Annotated in this window: 18 protein-coding genes; all 18 read right to left on the bottom strand. The window is 40.7% G+C overall.

Annotated features, from left to right (window positions below; translation table 11 throughout):
• Positions 1-3: 3 nt before the first annotated feature.
• Positions 4-1206: an acyl-CoA dehydrogenase family protein gene (locus ACZ5OK_RS10905; protein ID WP_343836860.1), complete on the bottom strand. Its 1203-nt coding sequence runs from the start codon at positions 1204-1206 to the stop codon at positions 4-6.
• Positions 1203-2342, bottom strand: a complete 1140-nt coding sequence (locus ACZ5OK_RS10910) for an acyl-CoA dehydrogenase family protein (protein ID WP_343836861.1) — start codon at positions 2340-2342, stop codon at positions 1203-1205. Before ACZ5OK_RS10910 ends, ACZ5OK_RS10905 begins: the two co-directional genes overlap by 4 nt.
• A gap of 71 nt (positions 2343-2413) precedes the next feature.
• Positions 2414-2752: an SCP2 sterol-binding domain-containing protein gene (locus ACZ5OK_RS10915; RefSeq protein WP_343836863.1), complete on the bottom strand. Its 339-nt coding sequence runs from the start codon at positions 2750-2752 to the stop codon at positions 2414-2416.
• A gap of 182 nt (positions 2753-2934) precedes the next feature.
• Positions 2935-3663, bottom strand: coding sequence for an MBL fold metallo-hydrolase (locus ACZ5OK_RS10920; protein WP_343836865.1), 729 nt, complete (start codon positions 3661-3663; stop codon positions 2935-2937).
• A 366-nt stretch (positions 3664-4029) separates the two neighbouring features.
• Positions 4030-4308, bottom strand: coding sequence for a hypothetical protein (locus ACZ5OK_RS10925; RefSeq protein ID WP_343836867.1), 279 nt, complete (start codon positions 4306-4308; stop codon positions 4030-4032).
• Positions 4309-4521: 213 nt separating this feature from the next.
• Positions 4522-5313 (bottom strand): sporulation transcription factor Spo0A, encoded by a 792-nt coding sequence (gene spo0A, locus ACZ5OK_RS10930; protein WP_343836870.1) that lies wholly within the window; start codon positions 5311-5313, stop codon positions 4522-4524.
• Between the two features lie 239 nt (positions 5314-5552).
• Positions 5553-6833 (bottom strand): SpoIVB peptidase, encoded by a 1281-nt coding sequence (spoIVB, locus tag ACZ5OK_RS10935; protein ID WP_425542168.1) that lies wholly within the window; start codon positions 6831-6833, stop codon positions 5553-5555.
• A 508-nt stretch (positions 6834-7341) separates the two neighbouring features.
• The gene (gene recN / locus ACZ5OK_RS10940; protein ID WP_343836875.1) at positions 7342-9063 is read right to left on the bottom strand and encodes a DNA repair protein RecN; all 1722 of its coding nucleotides are present in this window, start codon (positions 9061-9063) and stop codon (positions 7342-7344) included.
• 28 nt (positions 9064-9091) lie between these two features.
• Entirely contained in the window at positions 9092-9541 is a 450-nt protein-coding gene (ahrC, locus tag ACZ5OK_RS10945; protein ID WP_343836878.1) for a transcriptional regulator AhrC/ArgR, read from the bottom strand.
• Positions 9542-9712: 171 nt separating this feature from the next.
• On the bottom strand, positions 9713-10525 hold the full coding sequence (locus tag ACZ5OK_RS10950) for a TlyA family RNA methyltransferase (protein WP_343836880.1): 813 nt from the start codon (positions 10523-10525) through the stop codon (positions 9713-9715).
• The gene (gene dxs, locus ACZ5OK_RS10955) at positions 10522-12423 is read right to left on the bottom strand and encodes a 1-deoxy-D-xylulose-5-phosphate synthase (protein ID WP_343836882.1); all 1902 of its coding nucleotides are present in this window, start codon (positions 12421-12423) and stop codon (positions 10522-10524) included. The genes ACZ5OK_RS10950 and dxs overlap by 4 nt, the downstream gene beginning before the upstream one ends.
• 16 nt (positions 12424-12439) lie before the next feature.
• Positions 12440-13042 (bottom strand): CNNM metal transporter family protein, encoded by a 603-nt coding sequence (locus ACZ5OK_RS10960; protein ID WP_343836884.1) that lies wholly within the window; start codon positions 13040-13042, stop codon positions 12440-12442.
• Between the two features lie 811 nt (positions 13043-13853).
• Positions 13854-14729 carry a polyprenyl synthetase family protein gene (locus ACZ5OK_RS10965; RefSeq protein ID WP_343836886.1) on the bottom strand — a complete coding sequence of 292 codons (876 nt, stop codon included), beginning with the start codon at positions 14727-14729 and terminating at the stop codon, positions 13854-13856.
• A gap of 8 nt (positions 14730-14737) precedes the next feature.
• On the bottom strand, positions 14738-14974 hold the full coding sequence (locus ACZ5OK_RS10970; protein WP_343836888.1) for an exodeoxyribonuclease VII small subunit: 237 nt from the start codon (positions 14972-14974) through the stop codon (positions 14738-14740).
• Positions 14967-16322 carry an exodeoxyribonuclease VII large subunit gene (gene xseA / locus ACZ5OK_RS10975; protein WP_343836890.1) on the bottom strand — a complete coding sequence of 452 codons (1356 nt, stop codon included), beginning with the start codon at positions 16320-16322 and terminating at the stop codon, positions 14967-14969. The genes ACZ5OK_RS10970 and xseA overlap by 8 nt, the downstream gene beginning before the upstream one ends.
• 16 nt (positions 16323-16338) lie before the next feature.
• On the bottom strand, positions 16339-17190 hold the full coding sequence (gene folD, locus ACZ5OK_RS10980; RefSeq protein WP_343836892.1) for a bifunctional methylenetetrahydrofolate dehydrogenase/methenyltetrahydrofolate cyclohydrolase FolD: 852 nt from the start codon (positions 17188-17190) through the stop codon (positions 16339-16341).
• Between the two features lie 12 nt (positions 17191-17202).
• A complete protein-coding gene (nusB, locus tag ACZ5OK_RS10985; RefSeq protein WP_343836895.1) occupies positions 17203-17589 on the bottom strand; it encodes a transcription antitermination factor NusB in 387 nt (128 codons plus the stop codon).
• A 181-nt stretch (positions 17590-17770) separates the two neighbouring features.
• Complete coding sequence (locus tag ACZ5OK_RS10990; RefSeq protein WP_425542169.1) at positions 17771-18175, bottom strand: Asp23/Gls24 family envelope stress response protein; 405 nt, start codon at positions 18173-18175, stop codon at positions 17771-17773.
• Between the last annotated feature and the right edge of the window lies 1 nt (position 18176).

Here is an 18176-nt window from a genome sequence, read left to right on the forward strand (position 1 = left end):
TAATTAAACTCGAATTTCATATGGTGCATATTGTCTGCGGGCGACAACTAAATGCTGAATCTGGTTTGTTCCTTCAAAAATGTCGAAAATCTTTACATCCCGGTAAAGTTTTTCAACCAGATGATGATTTAATCCTGTTGGGCCTAAGATCTCCAGACACTTAGAGCATACGTCCAATGAAATTTGTCCCGAATAAGCTTTGCACATCGCTGCTTCCTTCGCATTCGGTAATCCCTGATCCGCTTTCCAGGCAGCTTCCCATGTCAGAAGCCGGGCTGCCGCAATATCCTGCTCTGCTTCCGCCAATGTGTCAGAGGCTATACGGAACATCTCTCCGCTTTTTGGATATTCCCGCCTTACAAAATCAAGAGTATATTCATAGGCTGCACGCGCAATCCCAATTGCCATGGAAGCAACAATAGGCCGTGTGCTGTCAAACGTTTTCATCGCCACCTGGAATCCGGACGGTTTGCTGCCACTGGCTTCATAGAGCTCTTCGCCTCCAAGAAGATTTTCATCTGGGACAAAGCAATCTTCAAAGAGAAGCTCAGCCGTTTCATTAGCGCGCAGACCCATTTTTTTCACAAGTTTTGTACAGCTATAGCCCGGTGTGCCTTTTTCAACGACAAATGCACGCTGACCAGCACGACCTAGTGAAGGATCTACTGTAGCAAACACCACTACCCAGGAAGCGCGGCCGCCGTTTGTAATAAATATTTTTTGTCCGTTAAGAATATATCCACCCTCAACCTTTTTCGCCGTTGTTTTTACCCCTGATGCATCCGAACCTGCCTCAGGCTCTGTTAATGCATAGGCCCCCCAGCGTGGTTTATCCTTTGTAAAAATCGATAAGAAGCGTTCCTGCTGTTCCGGAGTCCCGCTGCTTTGTACTGGAGGCCCGCCAAGCCCTGCTCCTGGTAAAGATAACGTGATGGCAGGATCTCCCCAGGCCATCTCCTCGGTAGCAAGAACCCCCATACGATTGCCTTCCCGTTCCTTCTTTTCCTTTCTCTCGGACTTTCCTCCACCACCAAATGAAGAGGTATTCAGGTGTATGCCCATTTTGTTTACATTATCCAGCCACTCATCCGGAACCTTGCCTAATTTATCCGCCTCCATGGCAATTGGACGAATTTCATTTTTTGCAAACCAGTGAGTCATCTCTTTAATTTGTTTTTGCTGTTCTGATAGTTCAAATGAAATCACGACATGGCTGCCTCCTTTACTCCCTTTATTAATTGTTCGCCCCGCTTGGTAAGCATTTGTTTTTCCCGACCGTAAAGGGCCACTTGTGCCTGGGCATCACGCATCCATTTTTCCACCGGATATTCCTGAACATATCCATGTCCTCCCAGCAGTTGAACAGCCGAATCGGTCACAAAACGAAGGGATCTGTGAGCCCGATATAGCGCACGTAAACTGTAGCCGTCAGCACTCTCGTCCTCTTCATCTGCTTTTAATGCGGCTTCCCACACGAGATGATTGGCAGCTCTAGTCTCCATCGCCATTTCAGCTACTCGGAATGAGACCCCCTGGAACTTGGCAATTTCCTTTCCGAATGCTTTTCTGCCCGCTGTATATTCTGTTGCATAATCGAGAGCCGCCTCCATGAGCCCCACTTCTTTAGCTGCCTGTAAAATCCGAATTCTTGTTCGTCCCGCTTTTATTAGCTTTTCTGCTTCTTCTCCTTTTGCCAGTACATGGCTTTGAGAAACACGAACATTCTGAAAGGTCATTTTAGCAAGCCCGGAGGCAAGCAGACCTAACCGATAGTCCCCTTCCTCTGCCGTCCATGGGTATTCCTGTTTATCCAACCATAAAAGAACAGATTCTCCTCCTGAATCTCTGGCACCTATCAGTACATAATCAGCAAATTTTGCTGATCGCACCGGCTCGGTCGTTCCATTAAGAAGATACTCTGTTCCTTCATTGCTTACATTTAAATTTGAGAATAATTGATGTTCAAGATCTAAAAATGAAACGGCAGCACCATCCTCGACAATTGTCTTTTTAAAGGATTGAAGAACGGGGTGATCCGGTATTAAACGGATAAATGAAGCTGCATCTCCTGCGTCCGACAGACCTTGAACAGTATCCAGATCTCCATATGCCAGTGCCTGCCAAATTTGCACCTGAGAAATCAATGGTAACTCTAAATCTTCCCAATTTTCAGTAAATTCAAGCGATAAAAGTCCCAGTTCCCGTATTTCCTGAATTAATTTCTGATTCACCTTACCGTTATGCTCAATCTCTCTGGCAACTGGACGGATTTTTTCCTTAGCAAGTCCTCGAGCCACATCCACGAATGATTCTTCATCTTCATTAGGACGAAATGAAATCACGTCTGTTCCTCCTTTAAGTTTCAGAGCCTTTTTTACCAGTGAGGAAGAACAGCCTCACTGGCATAGATTTATTATTTAGATGCTGCTTTATAGGACGATAGAATATCCTGAAGTTTCAAGGCTAGCCCCATATTTCCTTTAATTTTCAGCCTTCCACTCATAAAGGCCTGTGTGCCATTTAAATTTCCTTCAGACAGCGCTTTAAAATCATCCGTATTCATTTTCAGAGTACAATCAGCCTCTTCACCCGTTCCCTGTTTTGCATAGCTGTCATCCCCACGTAAAACGAGTTGATAAGGTTCCTCACCCTCGAGGTCAAATTGATAAACGGCATTGACTCCTTCTACATAGCTTGGGTCCTCTTTTAAAGCCGTGTTAATTTCCTCAAATATTCCTTTTACTTCTGACATTTAGTCATTCCTCCCTAAAATTCTTATCTGAACCTATATTCATAATAACGCTTTCATAACCGTTAAAATATTCCGAAAATAATAGGTTGTTTTAACTCTTAAAAACAAAATAACCCGAATAATGTATGTCAGAATAATTGTGCGTACCCTCATCAGACCTGAACCACCAGGTCTAATCTTCATTAATCAGAGTAACAGGACCTGATAAAATTAAGTCTTGAAAATAAACCGAATGTCATAAGCTCCAGTCGTACTTTACGAGGGAAGATCCTTTTTACTATTTCACGGTCTTTATAACCTAACTGATGCAAACGGACGACTTCCTTCCTGGTGCTTTCCAGATAATTCAATTTTTCTGCAATCATTTCCCGGCCATTAGGAATCAAACCTTCATGTCCTCCATATAAAGAAGTAAAATCAAGCTTCTTTAGTTCCTTTAATGAACATATATAAGAGGAAACCGATTCATTCTTTAAAAACACTTTCGGATAAGGAGTAATGTACATATCACCCGAAAAGAGCCAACCACGGTCAGGCTCAAGCATACAGACATGATCATGTGTATGAGCAGGTGTGGATATCGGAATGAATTTGTGATTGGGGGTTTGAATCTCCCCAGTATAGATCTCTGTATCCACGGACAGATTCGTTCTTTCGTGGGCAAATATTCTCGGAGACAGTTGTTCATCCAGCCAGGATACCATACCCGCGTGATCATCATGATGATGGGTGAGAGCGACTGTCTGAATATCCAATGACCGATATAAACGGGATAGTTTACGCTTTTGAATTTTCGGTCCTGTGTCAATTAATAAACCATCCACAAAATAACAGTAGACGGACATTTTCCGAAAGAAAGGATGTACAGGAATTTTAATGCTGCATAAGTCCTTGTCTTTAACAACCTTCATAAATTACCACCCCATATAAACGTCTTTAGGAATATTAAATAATCTTTATCCAATAAATGCTATCCCTATTTGTATAGGTTGATTCCCCCCTTATCACGACGAACATTGTACACTTAATGTGAATTCTTATAAAATAAAAGATGAGGTTCGCAATATGGAGATTTTTAACATGGGGATTAAATCCAAGGTGTACAAGTTGATAAGAATCTGGAACTTTGTAGACTCAGTCAGAAAAGGTAAGGCCGGCAAAGGACTGGAGAGACGCACGAGCAGAAAACTTGCAGGAAAGGTTATACGAAAAGTCTTTAAGTAAGTGTGATCCGTTTATAAATTTTTCGCAGACATTTTGTTCTTACACTTCCCTGGTTAAACAAACCATTGAAGAAATGAAGCCAGAGAAGTGCCCCCTATTGCTGCTAAAAATAGAACAGCTGCTCCACAGCCCTGCCTCTCCCTCTTATCCTCAGCATATTCCTTTGCACAATGCTTGCAAAGCGTAAGTCCCATCGCTTTTGCATCTTCTTCTTTTACCCTTTTTGCCTGTTTCTTTCCTTTAAGAATACTTGATGTGGTTGGGCAATCATCATCAAAATAGTGATAATACTTTCCTGACTTTGTTATAAAAACTTCATCTCCATGATGCATTATCCATTCATCCCTTCCATTTTTTTCTTCATTTTATCATAAAACGTTAGGTCTTTTGCCACTTTATATCTTTTGTGGTGTATCCATTTTTATCAATCAACGATGCTCTCCTGATTTTTTATTCATATTCACTAATCGGCAAAATTCCGTGAAACATAAAAAAACCATCATGGAAGATGGTTTTTTATATGAAGAGTTATTGTGTTTTATTAATCAGGAAACTTTATGCTCTAAGCGCAGGCGATCGGCTACCATTGCAATAAATTCGCTGTTGGTAGGCTTTGCTTTGGACATGTTCACCGTGTAACCGAACAGTTTCGAAATGGAATCAACATTTCCACGGTTCCATGCAACTTCGATCGCATGACGAATAGCCCTTTCCACACGGGAAGCTGTTGTATTAAACTGCTTGGCTATATCAGGATAAAGAACTTTTGTAATGGAGCCTAATAATTCGATATCATGGTAGACCATTGAAATAGCTGTACGTAAATACATATAGCCTTTAATATGTGCAGGTACGCCAATTTCATGAATAATATTCGTAATGCTGGAATCCAGATCTACCCTGTTATTAACAGTTTGTGTCGTCTGTGACATAGCCTGGTGAGTATTTTTAACAACAGCAGGTCGGCCAGCCACTTGTAAAACCTGCTCCTTCAAATGTTCCAGATCGAAAGGTTTCAGAATAAAATAAGATGCTCCCAAATCTACGGCTTTCTTTGTTACCTCTTCCTGTCCAAAAGCGGTAAGCATAATCACTTTTGGCAACTTTTCGTTGTTAAGCTCCCGCATTTTAGTCAGAACAGCTAAACCATCAACATGGGGCATAATAATATCTAATATAAGTACATCCGGCTCCTTATCCTCAATCACTTCCAGGCATTCTTTACCGTTAAAAGCTGTTCCTATCACATCAATTTCAGTCTGGTCGCTGAAATAATCCTCTAATAATTGAACAAGCTCTCTGTTGTCATCTGCTAAACAAACATTAACCTTCTCCACAATTCTTCCTCCTCTATAAAAATTACTTCAATTGTCCCTTCCACCTATAACTTATTCGACACAACCTTTAAAATCCCTTTTTATTTGCGAAAAAGTTTTAAAAAGTTGTATTTATATTGATTATTCTTTAATTTTCTTTACCATACCTTTAATTTCTACAAATTTCGATTATTCGTGTCGAATAATCTTTATTTACTAACATATTATTCCATATAACATCCTTAAAAAAAGCGAGCTTTTTAGCTCGCTTTTTGTTCGCCATCATTTTTATAAATGTCTACGCCTGCTTCCTGGAGCATCCATTCAATATGAACTCCATAACCACTTGTCGAATCGTTAACGAAAACATGGGTAATCGCCCCTACCATTTTTCCGTCCTGAATAATCGGACTTCCACTCATTCCCTGAACGATTCCTCCTGTTTCCTCCAAAAGCCTGTCATCCGTAATTTTTATAATCATTCCTTTTGTGGATGGATGCTTCTGGGGAGTGGAGCTGACGATTTCAACATCAAATTTTTCAACTTTTTGGCCTTCCAATACCGTTAATATTTGTGCCTGTCCTTCTTTTACCTGATTCGATAAGGCAATTGGCATTGGTTGATCCATGACATGATTCTGTACATTTTCATGAAGCTTTCCAAATATACCAAACGGGCTATTACGAGTAATATTTCCAATACTCTCGTCTTCTACAGAAAACTCTGCATTTTTCTCTCCCGGCATTCCATTTTTACCTTTATCAATGGAAGTTACATTCGACTTTACAAGCTTTCCGTCATGAATCTCAATGGGTTTTCTTGTATCCATATCAGAAATGACATGACCTAATGCCCCGTAACGTTTTGTTTCAGGATGGTAAAAGGTCATTGTACCGATACCAGCTGCGGAATCCCTGATATATAATCCCAGGCGATATTTATCATCCTGTTGATCATATTGAGGACTCAGTGTCGTAGTAAATGTCTTTTCATTTCGTTTCACCTTAACTTTTAGCTCATTTCCTTCTTCGTCTTCCAAAATCGAAGCAACTTGTTCGACTTTTTTTAGTTCCTTCCCGTTAATTTCCAATAAAATATCTCCAACTTTAATCCCTGACTTTTCTCCTGGTGATACTTTTCCCTGTTCAGTCTGAATTAAGTGATGTCCAACCACGAGTACGCCTAACGTGTGTAAACGAACACCAATGGATTGCCCGCCTGGTACCACTCTTAAATCCTCGAGTACCTCGACATTGACTTTTTTCATTGGCAATCCTGCATATTCATAAATCAAACTGCTCTTACCTGGTTTCTCAGCAACCAATTGATTTGAAAATGCCTGGGTGACGTTGTTCTCTGATTTAAGAGAGGGTGTACTTCCTGCAAGGGCTGGTAAAGCATAACCTTCCTGATTTTCAAATAATGTTATTTCATTAGGGATGGAAATATATTGTTTCACAGGAGATATAAATGGAATAGACAGGAACGAAACAAGGAGGATCAAGCCTATCATGATGCGCATGATTTCTCTCTTTTTCAACTTTGTCACACTCCTCGCTTCTAACCCATACCAAAATGTCTGTATCTATAATTTGACCGTAACAGACTCGTTTTAAACAGTGTAATCTACAGAAATAAAAGAGAACATTTCCAATGGAGGAAGAAAAGCGAAGGCGACCGCTTAGGTCTGGCGGGATAAGACGAAGACATGGAGTGGCTTGCTTTTTTGCCACGGAATGGGTTTGGCTTATGTCCACACAGACCTGGGAGCCGCAGCTGGACATAGAAAAGCGGAGGCGACCGTTTAGGCCCGACGGCATAAGCAGAATATCCGGAGTGGCCGTAGTTTGGCCATGGAGGGTATTCTGCTTATGACCGCTTGGGCCTGGGAGCCGGAGCTGGACATAGAAAAGCAGAGGCGACCGTTTAGGCCCGGCGGCATAAGCAGAATATCCGGGGTGGCCGTAGTTTGGCCATGGAGGGTATTCTGCTTATGACCGCTTGGGCCTGGGAGCCGCAGTTGGACATAGAAAAGCCGACTGCGAGGCTTACTTTAAATCATTAGCGAGGCTTATAAGTTCTTCCGCGTGCTCTTTCGTGGTTTCTGTCAATTCTGTACCTGAAATCATACGGCCAATTTCATTAATTTTATCTTTATGATTAAGCTCATTTACTTTCGTAATGGTGCGATCCTGCCTTATTTCTTTTTCAATTAATAAATGAATATCTGCCATAGAGGCTACTTGAGGAAGATGGGAAATACATAATACCTGAGAGCTATTCGATATTGAATAAATCTTTTCTGCAATTGCCTGTGCGACTCTGCCACTTACACCTGTGTCTACTTCATCAAATATCACACTGGTCACACCCTGGTGGCGGGCAAAGTTCTTTTTAATCGCAAGCATAATTCTGGAAAGCTCTCCGCCGGAAGCAATTTTGTGAACCTCTTTAAGCGGCTCGCCAACATTTGTACTGATTAAAAACTGAACTTTATCAAAGCCATTTTCATGCAGTTTGACTTTTCGCCCTTTCCATTCCGGATCAGATGCTGATCCTTCCTGTATTGAAAAATGAACATCAAAATCAGCCTTTTCCAGATACAGGTCCTTTAGCTCAGATAGAATGGCTTCTTTTAATTTTTCTGCCGCTTTCTTTCTTAGTTCATGAAGCTGTTCTGCAGCCAGTAATACGTCACGTCCTTTATTTTTAAGGTCCTGTTCTAACTTACTTAAATGGACGTCCTTGTTTTCTAATTGCTCAATTTCCTCATCAATCTTCGCTGCATAGTTCAGTATTTCCTCTACAGATTGGCCATATTTACGCTTCAAACGGTTGATTTCATTTAAACGTCCTTCGATTTCATTCAGCCTTTCCGGGTTGTATTCCATTTCCTCTAATTTATTACGCAAATCAAAGGAAAGCTCTTCAATTGTATAGTAATAATTAGAAATGTCACTGGCCTTCGTTCCCAGCTCCTCATCAAATTCTTTAATATTTTCCAGGGATGACATGCTAAGAGCCAGCCAATCCAGTGCCTTTTGTTCTCCATACAGGGCATGATAGGCATCAGATATATTTTGATAAATCTTCTCGTAATTTTGCAGCGTGTTTCGCTCCTGTTCGAGCTGCACATCTTCATCAAGGGTTAATTCTGCCTCTTCCAGTTCCTGTTGCTGAAATTTGAGCAAATCCAGTCTCTGAGCAATTTCCTGTTCATTTTCACTTAGTTCATGGTACCTGCGTTTCAATTTTTTGTACTCTTCATAGATTTCCTTATATTCCTGTTTGGCATGCATAATTTCTTTCTGACCGTATAAATCTAATAATGCCAAATGTTTTTCAGTATCCATTAGGGATTGTGTTTCATGCTGGCTATGGATATCAATTAAGGTTTGTCCAAACTCACGCAAAATAGCCAGGGTAACCAGTTTTCCATTTACACGGCAGATGCTTTTACCGGAAGCTGTAATGGTCCGATTTAAGACAAGCATCCCCTCTTCGTCCATTTCGACTCCAAACTCTTCTGCTTTCCGGTAGGCGGAATGCTCCTGTGAATCCAGAAAAAACAGCCCTTCGATTTCAGCTTTTTTGGAGCCATGGCGGACAAATTCCACAGAGCCCCTGCCACCTGCAAGAAGCTGGATAGCATCAATGATAATGGATTTTCCGGCACCCGTTTCCCCAGTTAATACGGTTAATCCATCTCTAAAATTAATTTTAATTTCATCAATAATGGCAAAATCTTTTATCGATAATTCTGCTAACACGGTTTCCACCTCTAATTTTTGTGGATTTTTAAAGCATATCTAAAAGCTGGGCTTCAATGTGATCGATTTGATCCGCTGAACGGCAAATAATCAGACAAGTATCATCTCCGCATATGGTCCCCATAATTTCTTCCCATTCTAAGTTATCAATAAGTGCCCCAATCGCATGCGCATTCCCGGGTAACGTTTTAAGCACAATAAAATGTCCAGCCTTATCAATCTTAACAAAGGCATCCATCATTAGCCTTCTTAACTTATTTAATGGATTAAAGCGCTGATCGGCTGGCAGACTGTATTTATATTTTCCATTAGCTGAGGGTACTTTCACGAGATGAAGTTCTTTTATATCACGGGATACTGTTGCCTGTGTAACATTTAAACCCAGACTTTTCAGCTCATCGACTAATTCGTCCTGAGTTTCAATCTCATTTTCGGTTATAATTTCACGAATTTTTATATGCCTTTGTCCCTTGTTCATTGCTTCTCCTCATTTCCATGATATTCTATCAAAGCGTTTTCTTATGCTCTGTCTCTAAGTTAACAAGAAAAACGAAAAGTGGCAATAGAGGGATTATCAGGGGATATGTAACATATGGAGGGAAAAGAGAGACTACATCTACAAAGGATGAGTCTCTTTTGGCTGGTTTCCTTACTTTCGCAATTCCTGATGTGCATCTTTGATAGTCTGATTGATGTCAATTGTATCCTTAATGCTTCCGTCCTGCTGATTCCACTTAAGGTGAAGTAAGAATTCAACATTCCCTTCGCCACCTGTAATCGGCGAAAAGGTCAAATTTTCCACAGTATAGCCTTCCTTCACACTAAACTCAATCATGTTCGTGATAACCTCTTTATGAACAGCGGGATCTTTAATAATTCCTTTCTTTCCCACTTGCTCCCTTCCTGCTTCAAATTGGGGTTTTACAAGAGCAACGATATCACTTTCGTCAAGTAAAAGCTCTTTTAAAACGGGTAAAATTACACGCAGAGAAATAAACGAAACATCAATCGTAGCGAAATTTGGACGACCTGAAGTCAGATGCTCAGGCTTTACATACCTGAAATTCGTTTTTTCCCTAACTATAACCCTGTCATCATTTCTCAATTTCCAGTCCAGTTGATTCTGTCCAACATCAATAGCATAGCTTAATTTTGCTCCATTTTGCAGTGCGCAATCCGTAAAGCCACCCGTAGACGAACCAATATCAATCATCTGTTTTTCCTTCACGGTTAATTCAAAGGCTTTTAAGGCTTTTTCCAGTTTCAAGCCTCCACGACTTACATAATTATGTGTTTTCCCTTTAATTTCAATGGGAATTTCAGTCTCAACCTTCATACCTGGCTTGTCCAATCTTACTTGCTCGGAAAAGACTAAACCCGCCATAATTGTACGTTTAGCCTTTTCTCTTGTTTCAAAATAGCCTCTGTCCACTAAAAGTACATCTAGTCTCGTTTTCTTCATCCTTGCTCAAGTCCTAACTTATTTGGGATTAATTCCTTTAAAGAGTTTACCACTTCATTTGTTGTTAAGCCAATTTCATCCCACAATTCACTGACACTTCCATGTTCAATAAATTGGTCAGGAATTCCCATTCTTTTCATGCATATCTTTCCTAATAAATTTCTCTCTTCAGCAAATTCAACAACAGCGCTGCCGAATCCTCCCTGCAGTACATGTTCCTCGAGGGTTAATACCGGGATATTTTCTGAAAAAATCTCTTTTAGCATTTTTTCATCTAAAGGCTTAATAAAGCGGGCATTGACTACTCTTATGCTAATTCCGGATTGCTCCAGCTGCTCGCTTGCTTTTAATGCCATATCAATGGTCGTCCCAAAGGTTAAAATGACACCATCATGGCCTTCCTTAAGTACCTCCCAGGAACCAATAGGAATGGATTTAAACGTTTCGTCGACCTCAATCCCTTTTGCATTCCCTCTTGGGTAGCGAATAGCAATAGGACCCTCATTATATTCAATTGCGGTATAGACCATATGCTGGCCTTCATTTTCATCCTTTGGCATCATAACAACCATATTCGGTATATGACGCATAAAGGATATATCAAAAACTCCCTGATGGGTTTCTCCGTCAGCTCCAACTAATCCAGCCCGGTCAATTCCAAATACTACATTTAAGTTTTGTCTGCATACATCATGGACCACTTGATCATACCCTCGCTGCAGGAAGGTCGAATAAATGGAGAGAAAAGGCTTCATACCCTGTGTGGCCAATCCGCCGGAAAGTGTGGTTGCATGCTGTTCTGCAATTCCGACATCATAAAGGCGATCCGGAAATTCCTTTTTGAATTTTTCAAGCTTAGATCCTACTGTCATGGCGGGGGTAATCGCCACAACCTTTTCATTCTTACGGGCAATTTTGCTTAAGGCATCACTGATCACCTGACTCCAGGCAGGGCCTTTTCCTTTTTTCTTTAATGATTCACCGGATTCAATCTTATATGGTCCTACCCCATGCCAGGTTCCAACCTTATCCTGTTCAGCAGGGTGATAACCTTTCCCCTTCTTGGTAATCACATGGACAATGACCGGACCTTCTGTTTTTTTCGCATAACGAATATTTTCAATCAGGTTTTCAAAATTATGACCATCCACGGGTCCATAATAAGTAAAGCCTAACTCCTCAAAAAACATACCGGGCAGAATAAATGATTTCATACCATCTTTAAGGTGCTCGGCTGTTTGGGCGAGCTTCCCGCCAAATGCAGGTATCCTTTTCATAAAGCTCTCCAGTTCATCTTTAAACCAGTGGTATTTATTGGCACTGCGCAAACGGCCAAGTACATTGTGCAGTGCACCAACATTTGGTGCGATGGACATTTCATTATCATTTAAAATGACAGTCAGGTTCTTCTTTTCATGGCCTATATGGTTGAGAGCTTCAAGAGCCATACCACCAGTTAACGCACCGTCACCGATAATAGGAACCACATAATGGTCCTGTCCCTTTAAATCCCGGGCAATTGCCATACCCATTGCCGCTGATAGGGAGGTGGAACTATGCCCTGTTTCCCAATGATCATGTTCACTTTCCATACGCTTAGGAAAACCAGACAACCCTTTATATTTTTTTAAGGTATTAAATTGATTCGTTCTGCCTGTGAGTATCTTATGTATATACGACTGATGCCCGACATCCCAGATAAATTTATCCTCTGGACTGTTGAATTCTTTATGAAGGGCTAGGGTTAATTCTACTACACCTAGGTTAGGCCCTAAATGCCCTCCAGTTTTTGACAGAGTTTGGATTAAGAACTCCCTGATCTCATCTGCAAATGATTCCAGTTGCTCAACAGAATATTGTTTTAAAAAAGCAGGATCTTTAATAAAGTTCAGATCCATCGCGGATCACTCACCTTCATTGGGAATTTCGTTTATTTTTCTTCTTAAGGGACGGAAGAATTTTTATTCTCAGGTTCTGTTCAATAAAAGCTATCGCCCGGCCCGCAAATAAAATAATCTTTGTTGACGCATGGACACCAAAAAATTTTCCTAACGCTTTTCCACCAACTGTCAGGGCTGCAACAACACTTGTAAAAACAATCGATATCACCATATGCTGGGATGACTCCTCCGGGAAGCCGAAACCAAAGGCAATTTGGAGTACAACTGTAGCAGATGCGGTACCGCTTACAATGCCTGCTATGTCCCCTATTACATCATTACAAAAGCTCGCAAACCGGTCCCTGTTTCTTACAATTACAATGGATTGTCTGGCTCCATATATTTTTTCGGCAGCCATGGAATGAAAAGGCACCTCATCTGCAGCCGTAGCAGCAATACCGAACATATCAAAAATGACACCCACTAACACTATTCCCAGGACAATTAATAAGCCGGCAAACCAGCCTACACCCTGTAAAAGGACACTTGAGATAACTGAAAAAAGTGCCGCTAACACAAATGTGATAACGGCAATACTTATACTAAATCGGAGTGATTTCCTGTAATCTTCGTTCATTTAAATACCTCTATATGTATAAATTATTATTGATTATAACAAGTAGGGATGGCCATTTAAAGGATAAAAATTGCAGCTTAGGTCCAGTAGGTTTTCCCAGATGAATACCATGAGTTGCCTCAATGGCGGTTCCCCTTTAAACTCATCTTAGCCCCGTTTCCGGAAAGCTAGACTGGATTACCACTTAGTCTGCACTATAATCTCCTTTAAATGTCCACCGGAACAGTCTAGGAGTTTTCCTCGACAGTCTTTAACCGTTCCCTAGCCTCTTTTGCAGTATTGATTTCAATTGGTGATAGGTGAACAAAATAGTGGCCTGCTATTTTGTCACTTTTTAAACCAATATCCCCTCAACACCACTCAAGGCAGGCTACGCTGTGGATAGAGTTTCCCCATCCCTATCTCACAGGTTCATACCCCATCCCATAATACTTTGAGCTATCAAAGCATCACAGCAATGGGCCTCCGCGGAAGCAGGGTCAACGCCCACATGCCTTTGTGGATCGGCCTGCAACCTTAACTCCCAGCACCGACCCAAGGCTGGGCGCCTCAAGCCGGCACAAGGAACTTCATCGATGTGCCCTTTGGCGGATTTTTAGGCCCGCCTTCAGGAACGGAGGACCGACTAGAATACTGCACCATCCCTATTTTGTATCTTTATAATATCATATTTTCATTGTCTTGCTCAATGACAATTATTATCAGTTTTTCATAGAGAAAAAGGGGAAGCGCCCTTTCCTGATCTCACGTCGATAATGACTTCATTTTTTAATTCCTAAACCAAAAGGAAAATAGATGAACATTTTCCAGATTACATTTCCCTGTTTCCTAAGAACTCAACAAAGTCAAATAGCAATCGATCTTTTACATTCGCCTGTTTTAAAGCCTGTTCAGCTTTTTCCATCAATTCTTCCTTCTTTTTAATCGCACCATCCAAACCTAAAATGCCGGGGTACGTACTCTTTTTGCTTTTCTCATCACTTCCCACAGGCTTACCCAGTTTCTTTTCATCCCCAATTATATCGAGTATATCATCCTGTATTTGAAAAATAAGTCCTAAGTAGGTTGCATATTCATCTAGTGATTCGAGCTGTGGAGGAGTTGCACCCGCTAAATAAGCTCCACTTCGAACAGCGAAACGAATAAGTCTGCCTGTTTTGAATAAATGAATCTGGTTTATTTCATCCAGAGTAAGGGATTTATCCTCTGCATCAAGATCAAGGATTTGTCCGCCTACCATACCTTCAGCTCCTGCAGCCTCAGATAATTCTGCAGATAAAAACACTTTCTCTTCTGCACTTAAATTCGCTGAGCCAATGATCATTTGAAAGGCTGTTGTCAACAGGGCATCTCCAGCTAATATCGCAGTTGCCTCATCAAATTTTCTGTGATTAGTAAGCTGTCCACGTCGGTAATTATCATCGTCCATAGCCGGGAGATCGTCATGAACTAAGGAATAGGTATGTACCATCTCCAGAGCAATAGCAGGATCATATACTTTTTCATCGAGTTCAGAATAAGCTTCAAATGCCGCCATCATCAAAAACGGCCTTAATCTTTTTCCACCGGCTTCAATAGAGTACAGCATCGACTCTTTTAATTTCTCTGGTGCTTGAAGAGATTTTAGTTTTTCACTCAATTTCTCGTTAAATATCGCTTGATATCGGTTAATATATTGGGAAACCATTTCGTTATTTAATCCTCCTGGATAGAAAAGGGCTCAAATTCACCTTGATCATTTAAAATTTGTTCCATTTGTTTCTCAACTTTTGTCAGTTTATCATTACAGAATTTTGATAGCTTCATGCCTTCCTGATAGTATTCAATAGCTTTTTCAAGGGGTACATCGCCTTCTTCCAGCTTTTCTACGATATTTTCCAGCTTTTCAACGGCCTCTTCAAAGCTAATTTCCTGTTTTTCATTTTCACTCATTTTTTTGATCCTCCTCTTCTAATCCCAATACTTGGCAATCTACTAAACCATCTTTCAATCTTACATACATTTTGTCTCCAGGCTGAACCTGCGAGACGGTTCTGACCACATTTTTCTGTTGATCATAGGGAATAGCATATCCGCGTCGAATAACTTCCATAGGGTTTAATAATGATAACTTTTCTACATCCTTCTGAAAGCTGGTCATTTTTTGCTGCAGCACATATTTCATTTGCTTATGGAGTCTGCTTCTGATTTGAGTGACATTTTTCTGCATTTCTCCGATTTTCCGGTCCGGATGATGCTGTAAGAGCCTTTTATTTAAATGCTCATTATTTTCCTTTTTACGCTGTATATATTGCCTCGAGGCCCTTTGCATTTGTTCAAACATCCGGTCCAGATCCTGTTCCTTTTGTCTTAGCATATGTACAGGATAGCGAAATGCATAGGATTCCCTCAGTGAGATTAGCCGGTCACGATTGGCCTGTGTCTTCGTTTGCAGGGCTCGTACTATACGATTTCTCATAACAGTCATACGATCTGCCACTTCTTTTAAAGAAGGTACTGCCAGTTCAGCGGCTCCTGTCGGGGTAGGTGCCCGTAAATCTGCGGCAAAATCACTGATGGTATAATCGGTTTCGTGACCTACCGCTGAAATCACCGGGATGCTGGAATCCACAATGGCACGGGCCACGCGTTCTTCATTAAAATTCCATAATTCCTCAATAGAACCTCCCCCTCGTCCTACAATTAAAACATCAAACTGGTCTAATGAATTCGCCTTTTTGATGGCTTGAACAATTGAATCTGCTCCATTTTTCCCCTGGACGAGTACGGGTATTAATGTTTTTTTCGCGATTGGATATCGGCGATTTAATGTGGAGAAAATATCGCGGATAGCCGCTCCTGTCGGGGAAGTAATGACCCCAATATGTTCCGGATATGCAGGAATCGGCTTTTTTAAACGTGGATCAAACAGTCCTTCAGCTCCAAGTTTTTTCTTTAACTGTTCATAAGCTAAATATAGAGAGCCAATTCCATCTGGCTGCATCTCATGGATATACAGCTGGTATTGGCCATATGGTTCATATACACCAATTTCCCCTTTTATAAGGACATTCATCCCGTCCTCAGGAGTAAATTTAATGAATCGGTTGTAGCTGGCGAACATCACGGCCTGTATTCTCGACCGATCATCCTTGATTGTTAAATACATGTGCCCACGGGAGTGACGTTTAAAATTAGATATCTCTCCCCGTAAATAAACCTGCTTTAAATTACGGTCCGTTTCAATTTTTCGTTTCACATACCTGGTTAAAGCCGTCACTGTTAAGTACCGATCTTTCACAGTAATTGATCCCCTTTTATGATGATATTTGTTTGGCTGCTTTCAGGGTGTTCTGGAGAAGCATCGTGATGGTCATTGGGCCTACTCCCTTGGGTACAGGTGTAATATAGGAAGCTGTTTCTTTCACAGATTCAAAATCCACATCACCTGCCAGGGAGCCATCTGACAGATAATTATTTCCAACATCAACCACCACTGCACCTTCTTTAACAGCATCTTTACCTATCATTTTAGCTTTACCTACTGCAACAATTAAAATATCCGCCTGTCTTGTGATATGAACTAAATTTTCTGTTGCGGAATGACAGTAAGTTACCGTCGCATTTTCGTTTAGGAATAACTGTCCGACCGGCTTACCGACAATATTACTTCTTCCCACAACAACCACATGTTTCCCTTTGATTGGAATATTGCTTTTTTTAATCATCTCAAGTATTCCCAGGGGTGTACAGGGAACAAAGGCATCCTGATTTGTCTGAAGACGACCTATATTATAAGGATGAAAACCATCTACATCTTTTTCCGGAGCAATACTCTCAATAATTACCTTTTCGTCTATCTGCGCAGGAAGTGGTAATTGGACAAGGATCCCATGAACACTTGAATCTTCATTTAATTGATTTACATGCTGTAGGAGTTGTCCCTGTGTTGTCTCTTCCGGAAGTTCGATTACGCTTGAACGAATACCTGCTTTTTCACATGCACGCTGTTTAAACTTCACATATGATTTTGAGGCAGGATTATCCCCGACAATAACAACGGTCAAACCCGGGTGGATATTTTTCTTTTCAAGTTCCTTTACATCTGCTTTTAGTTTTTCTCTTATTTCCTCTGCAATTTTGCTTCCATATATAATTTCTGCAGTCATTCCAATTCCCCTTCATTCATCAGATACAATTTTTGAAAGAACACCATTAATGAATTTGCCTGAATTTTCCTCTCCATATTCTTTGGCAATCTCTACAGCCTCATTAATGGAAACTTTTAACGGAATCGTTTCATTATATTTAATTTCATAAACGGCTAATCTTAGAAGCGTACGTTCAACTGAGGCAATTCGGTTCAAACTCCAATTCACGAGTTGTTCCGAAATAGCCTTATCAATTTCATCTTTGTATGTAATCACACCACGTACTAACTCACTGGTAAATTCATGAATAGCTGCACCCTCCAATGCAAAATCTGCTGCATCCTCAAAGGTAATGTCATGATTTTCCATTTGAAATAGTACCTGAAATGCTTTTATTCTGGCTTCTCTACGATTCATGTTTGTTCTCCTTTATTGACCATTATGCTAGCCTGTAACATCTATTATCCCTAAAATCATAACATTTTAGCATGGAAAAGAAAAGCAGTGTACCTACCATAAAGCCCTAATGGTCCATGGAGGTTATTCAAAAATAAATTGACCATGGAAGACTCTCCTCCATGGTCAACAATCTTTGTAATCATGCTTCACCGGTACCGACTTCATCTTCTTTAGCATCAATTTGAACGGCAACAATGTGCACATTTACTTCTTCAATTTCAAGGGCTGTCATATTTTTTAGTGTCTGACGGATGTTATCCTGAATCTGCTGTGCAACAGTCGGTATGGATACACCATATTCCAGTACCGAATATGTATCAATTTTAATGCCATTATCCGTTAGTTCAACTTTTATTCCTTTTCCATGATTCTTTTTACCAAATCTCTCTGTGACATTAGAAGCAAAGTTCCCGCGCATTTGTACAACACCTTTTACTTCATTGGCTGCAATTCCGGCAATTACTTCTATAACTTCAGGTGCAATTTGAACATTTCCTAAGGATGTATCTTCACTAACATTTAACAAGTTGTTATCCTGCAACAAA

The sequence above is a fragment of the Salinibacillus aidingensis genome (assembly GCF_055393355.1).

What these genes read in the sequence shown, in the direction of transcription:
- ACZ5OK_RS10915 (WP_343836863.1), bottom strand. Translation starts at nt 2,752, where the DNA reads ATGTCAGAAGTAAAAGGAATATTTGAGGAAATTAACACGGCTTTAAAA.
- ACZ5OK_RS10920 (WP_343836865.1), bottom strand. Translation starts at nt 3,663, where the DNA reads ATGAAGGTTGTTAAAGACAAGGACTTATGCAGCATTAAAATTCCTGTA.
- ACZ5OK_RS10925 (WP_343836867.1), bottom strand. Translation starts at nt 4,308, where the DNA reads ATGCATCATGGAGATGAAGTTTTTATAACAAAGTCAGGAAAGTATTAT.
- ahrC (WP_343836878.1), bottom strand. Translation starts at nt 9,541, where the DNA reads ATGAACAAGGGACAAAGGCATATAAAAATTCGTGAAATTATAACCGAA.
- ACZ5OK_RS10950 (WP_343836880.1), bottom strand. Translation starts at nt 10,525, where the DNA reads ATGAAGAAAACGAGACTAGATGTACTTTTAGTGGACAGAGGCTATTTT.
- dxs (WP_343836882.1), bottom strand. Translation starts at nt 12,423, where the DNA reads ATGGATCTGAACTTTATTAAAGATCCTGCTTTTTTAAAACAATATTCT.
- ACZ5OK_RS10960 (WP_343836884.1), bottom strand. Translation starts at nt 13,042, where the DNA reads ATGAACGAAGATTACAGGAAATCACTCCGATTTAGTATAAGTATTGCC.
- ACZ5OK_RS10965 (WP_343836886.1), bottom strand. Translation starts at nt 14,729, where the DNA reads ATGGTTTCCCAATATATTAACCGATATCAAGCGATATTTAACGAGAAA.
- ACZ5OK_RS10970 (WP_343836888.1), bottom strand. Translation starts at nt 14,974, where the DNA reads ATGAGTGAAAATGAAAAACAGGAAATTAGCTTTGAAGAGGCCGTTGAA.
- folD (WP_343836892.1), bottom strand. Translation starts at nt 17,190, where the DNA reads ATGACTGCAGAAATTATATATGGAAGCAAAATTGCAGAGGAAATAAGA.
- nusB (WP_343836895.1), bottom strand. Translation starts at nt 17,589, where the DNA reads ATGAATCGTAGAGAAGCCAGAATAAAAGCATTTCAGGTACTATTTCAA.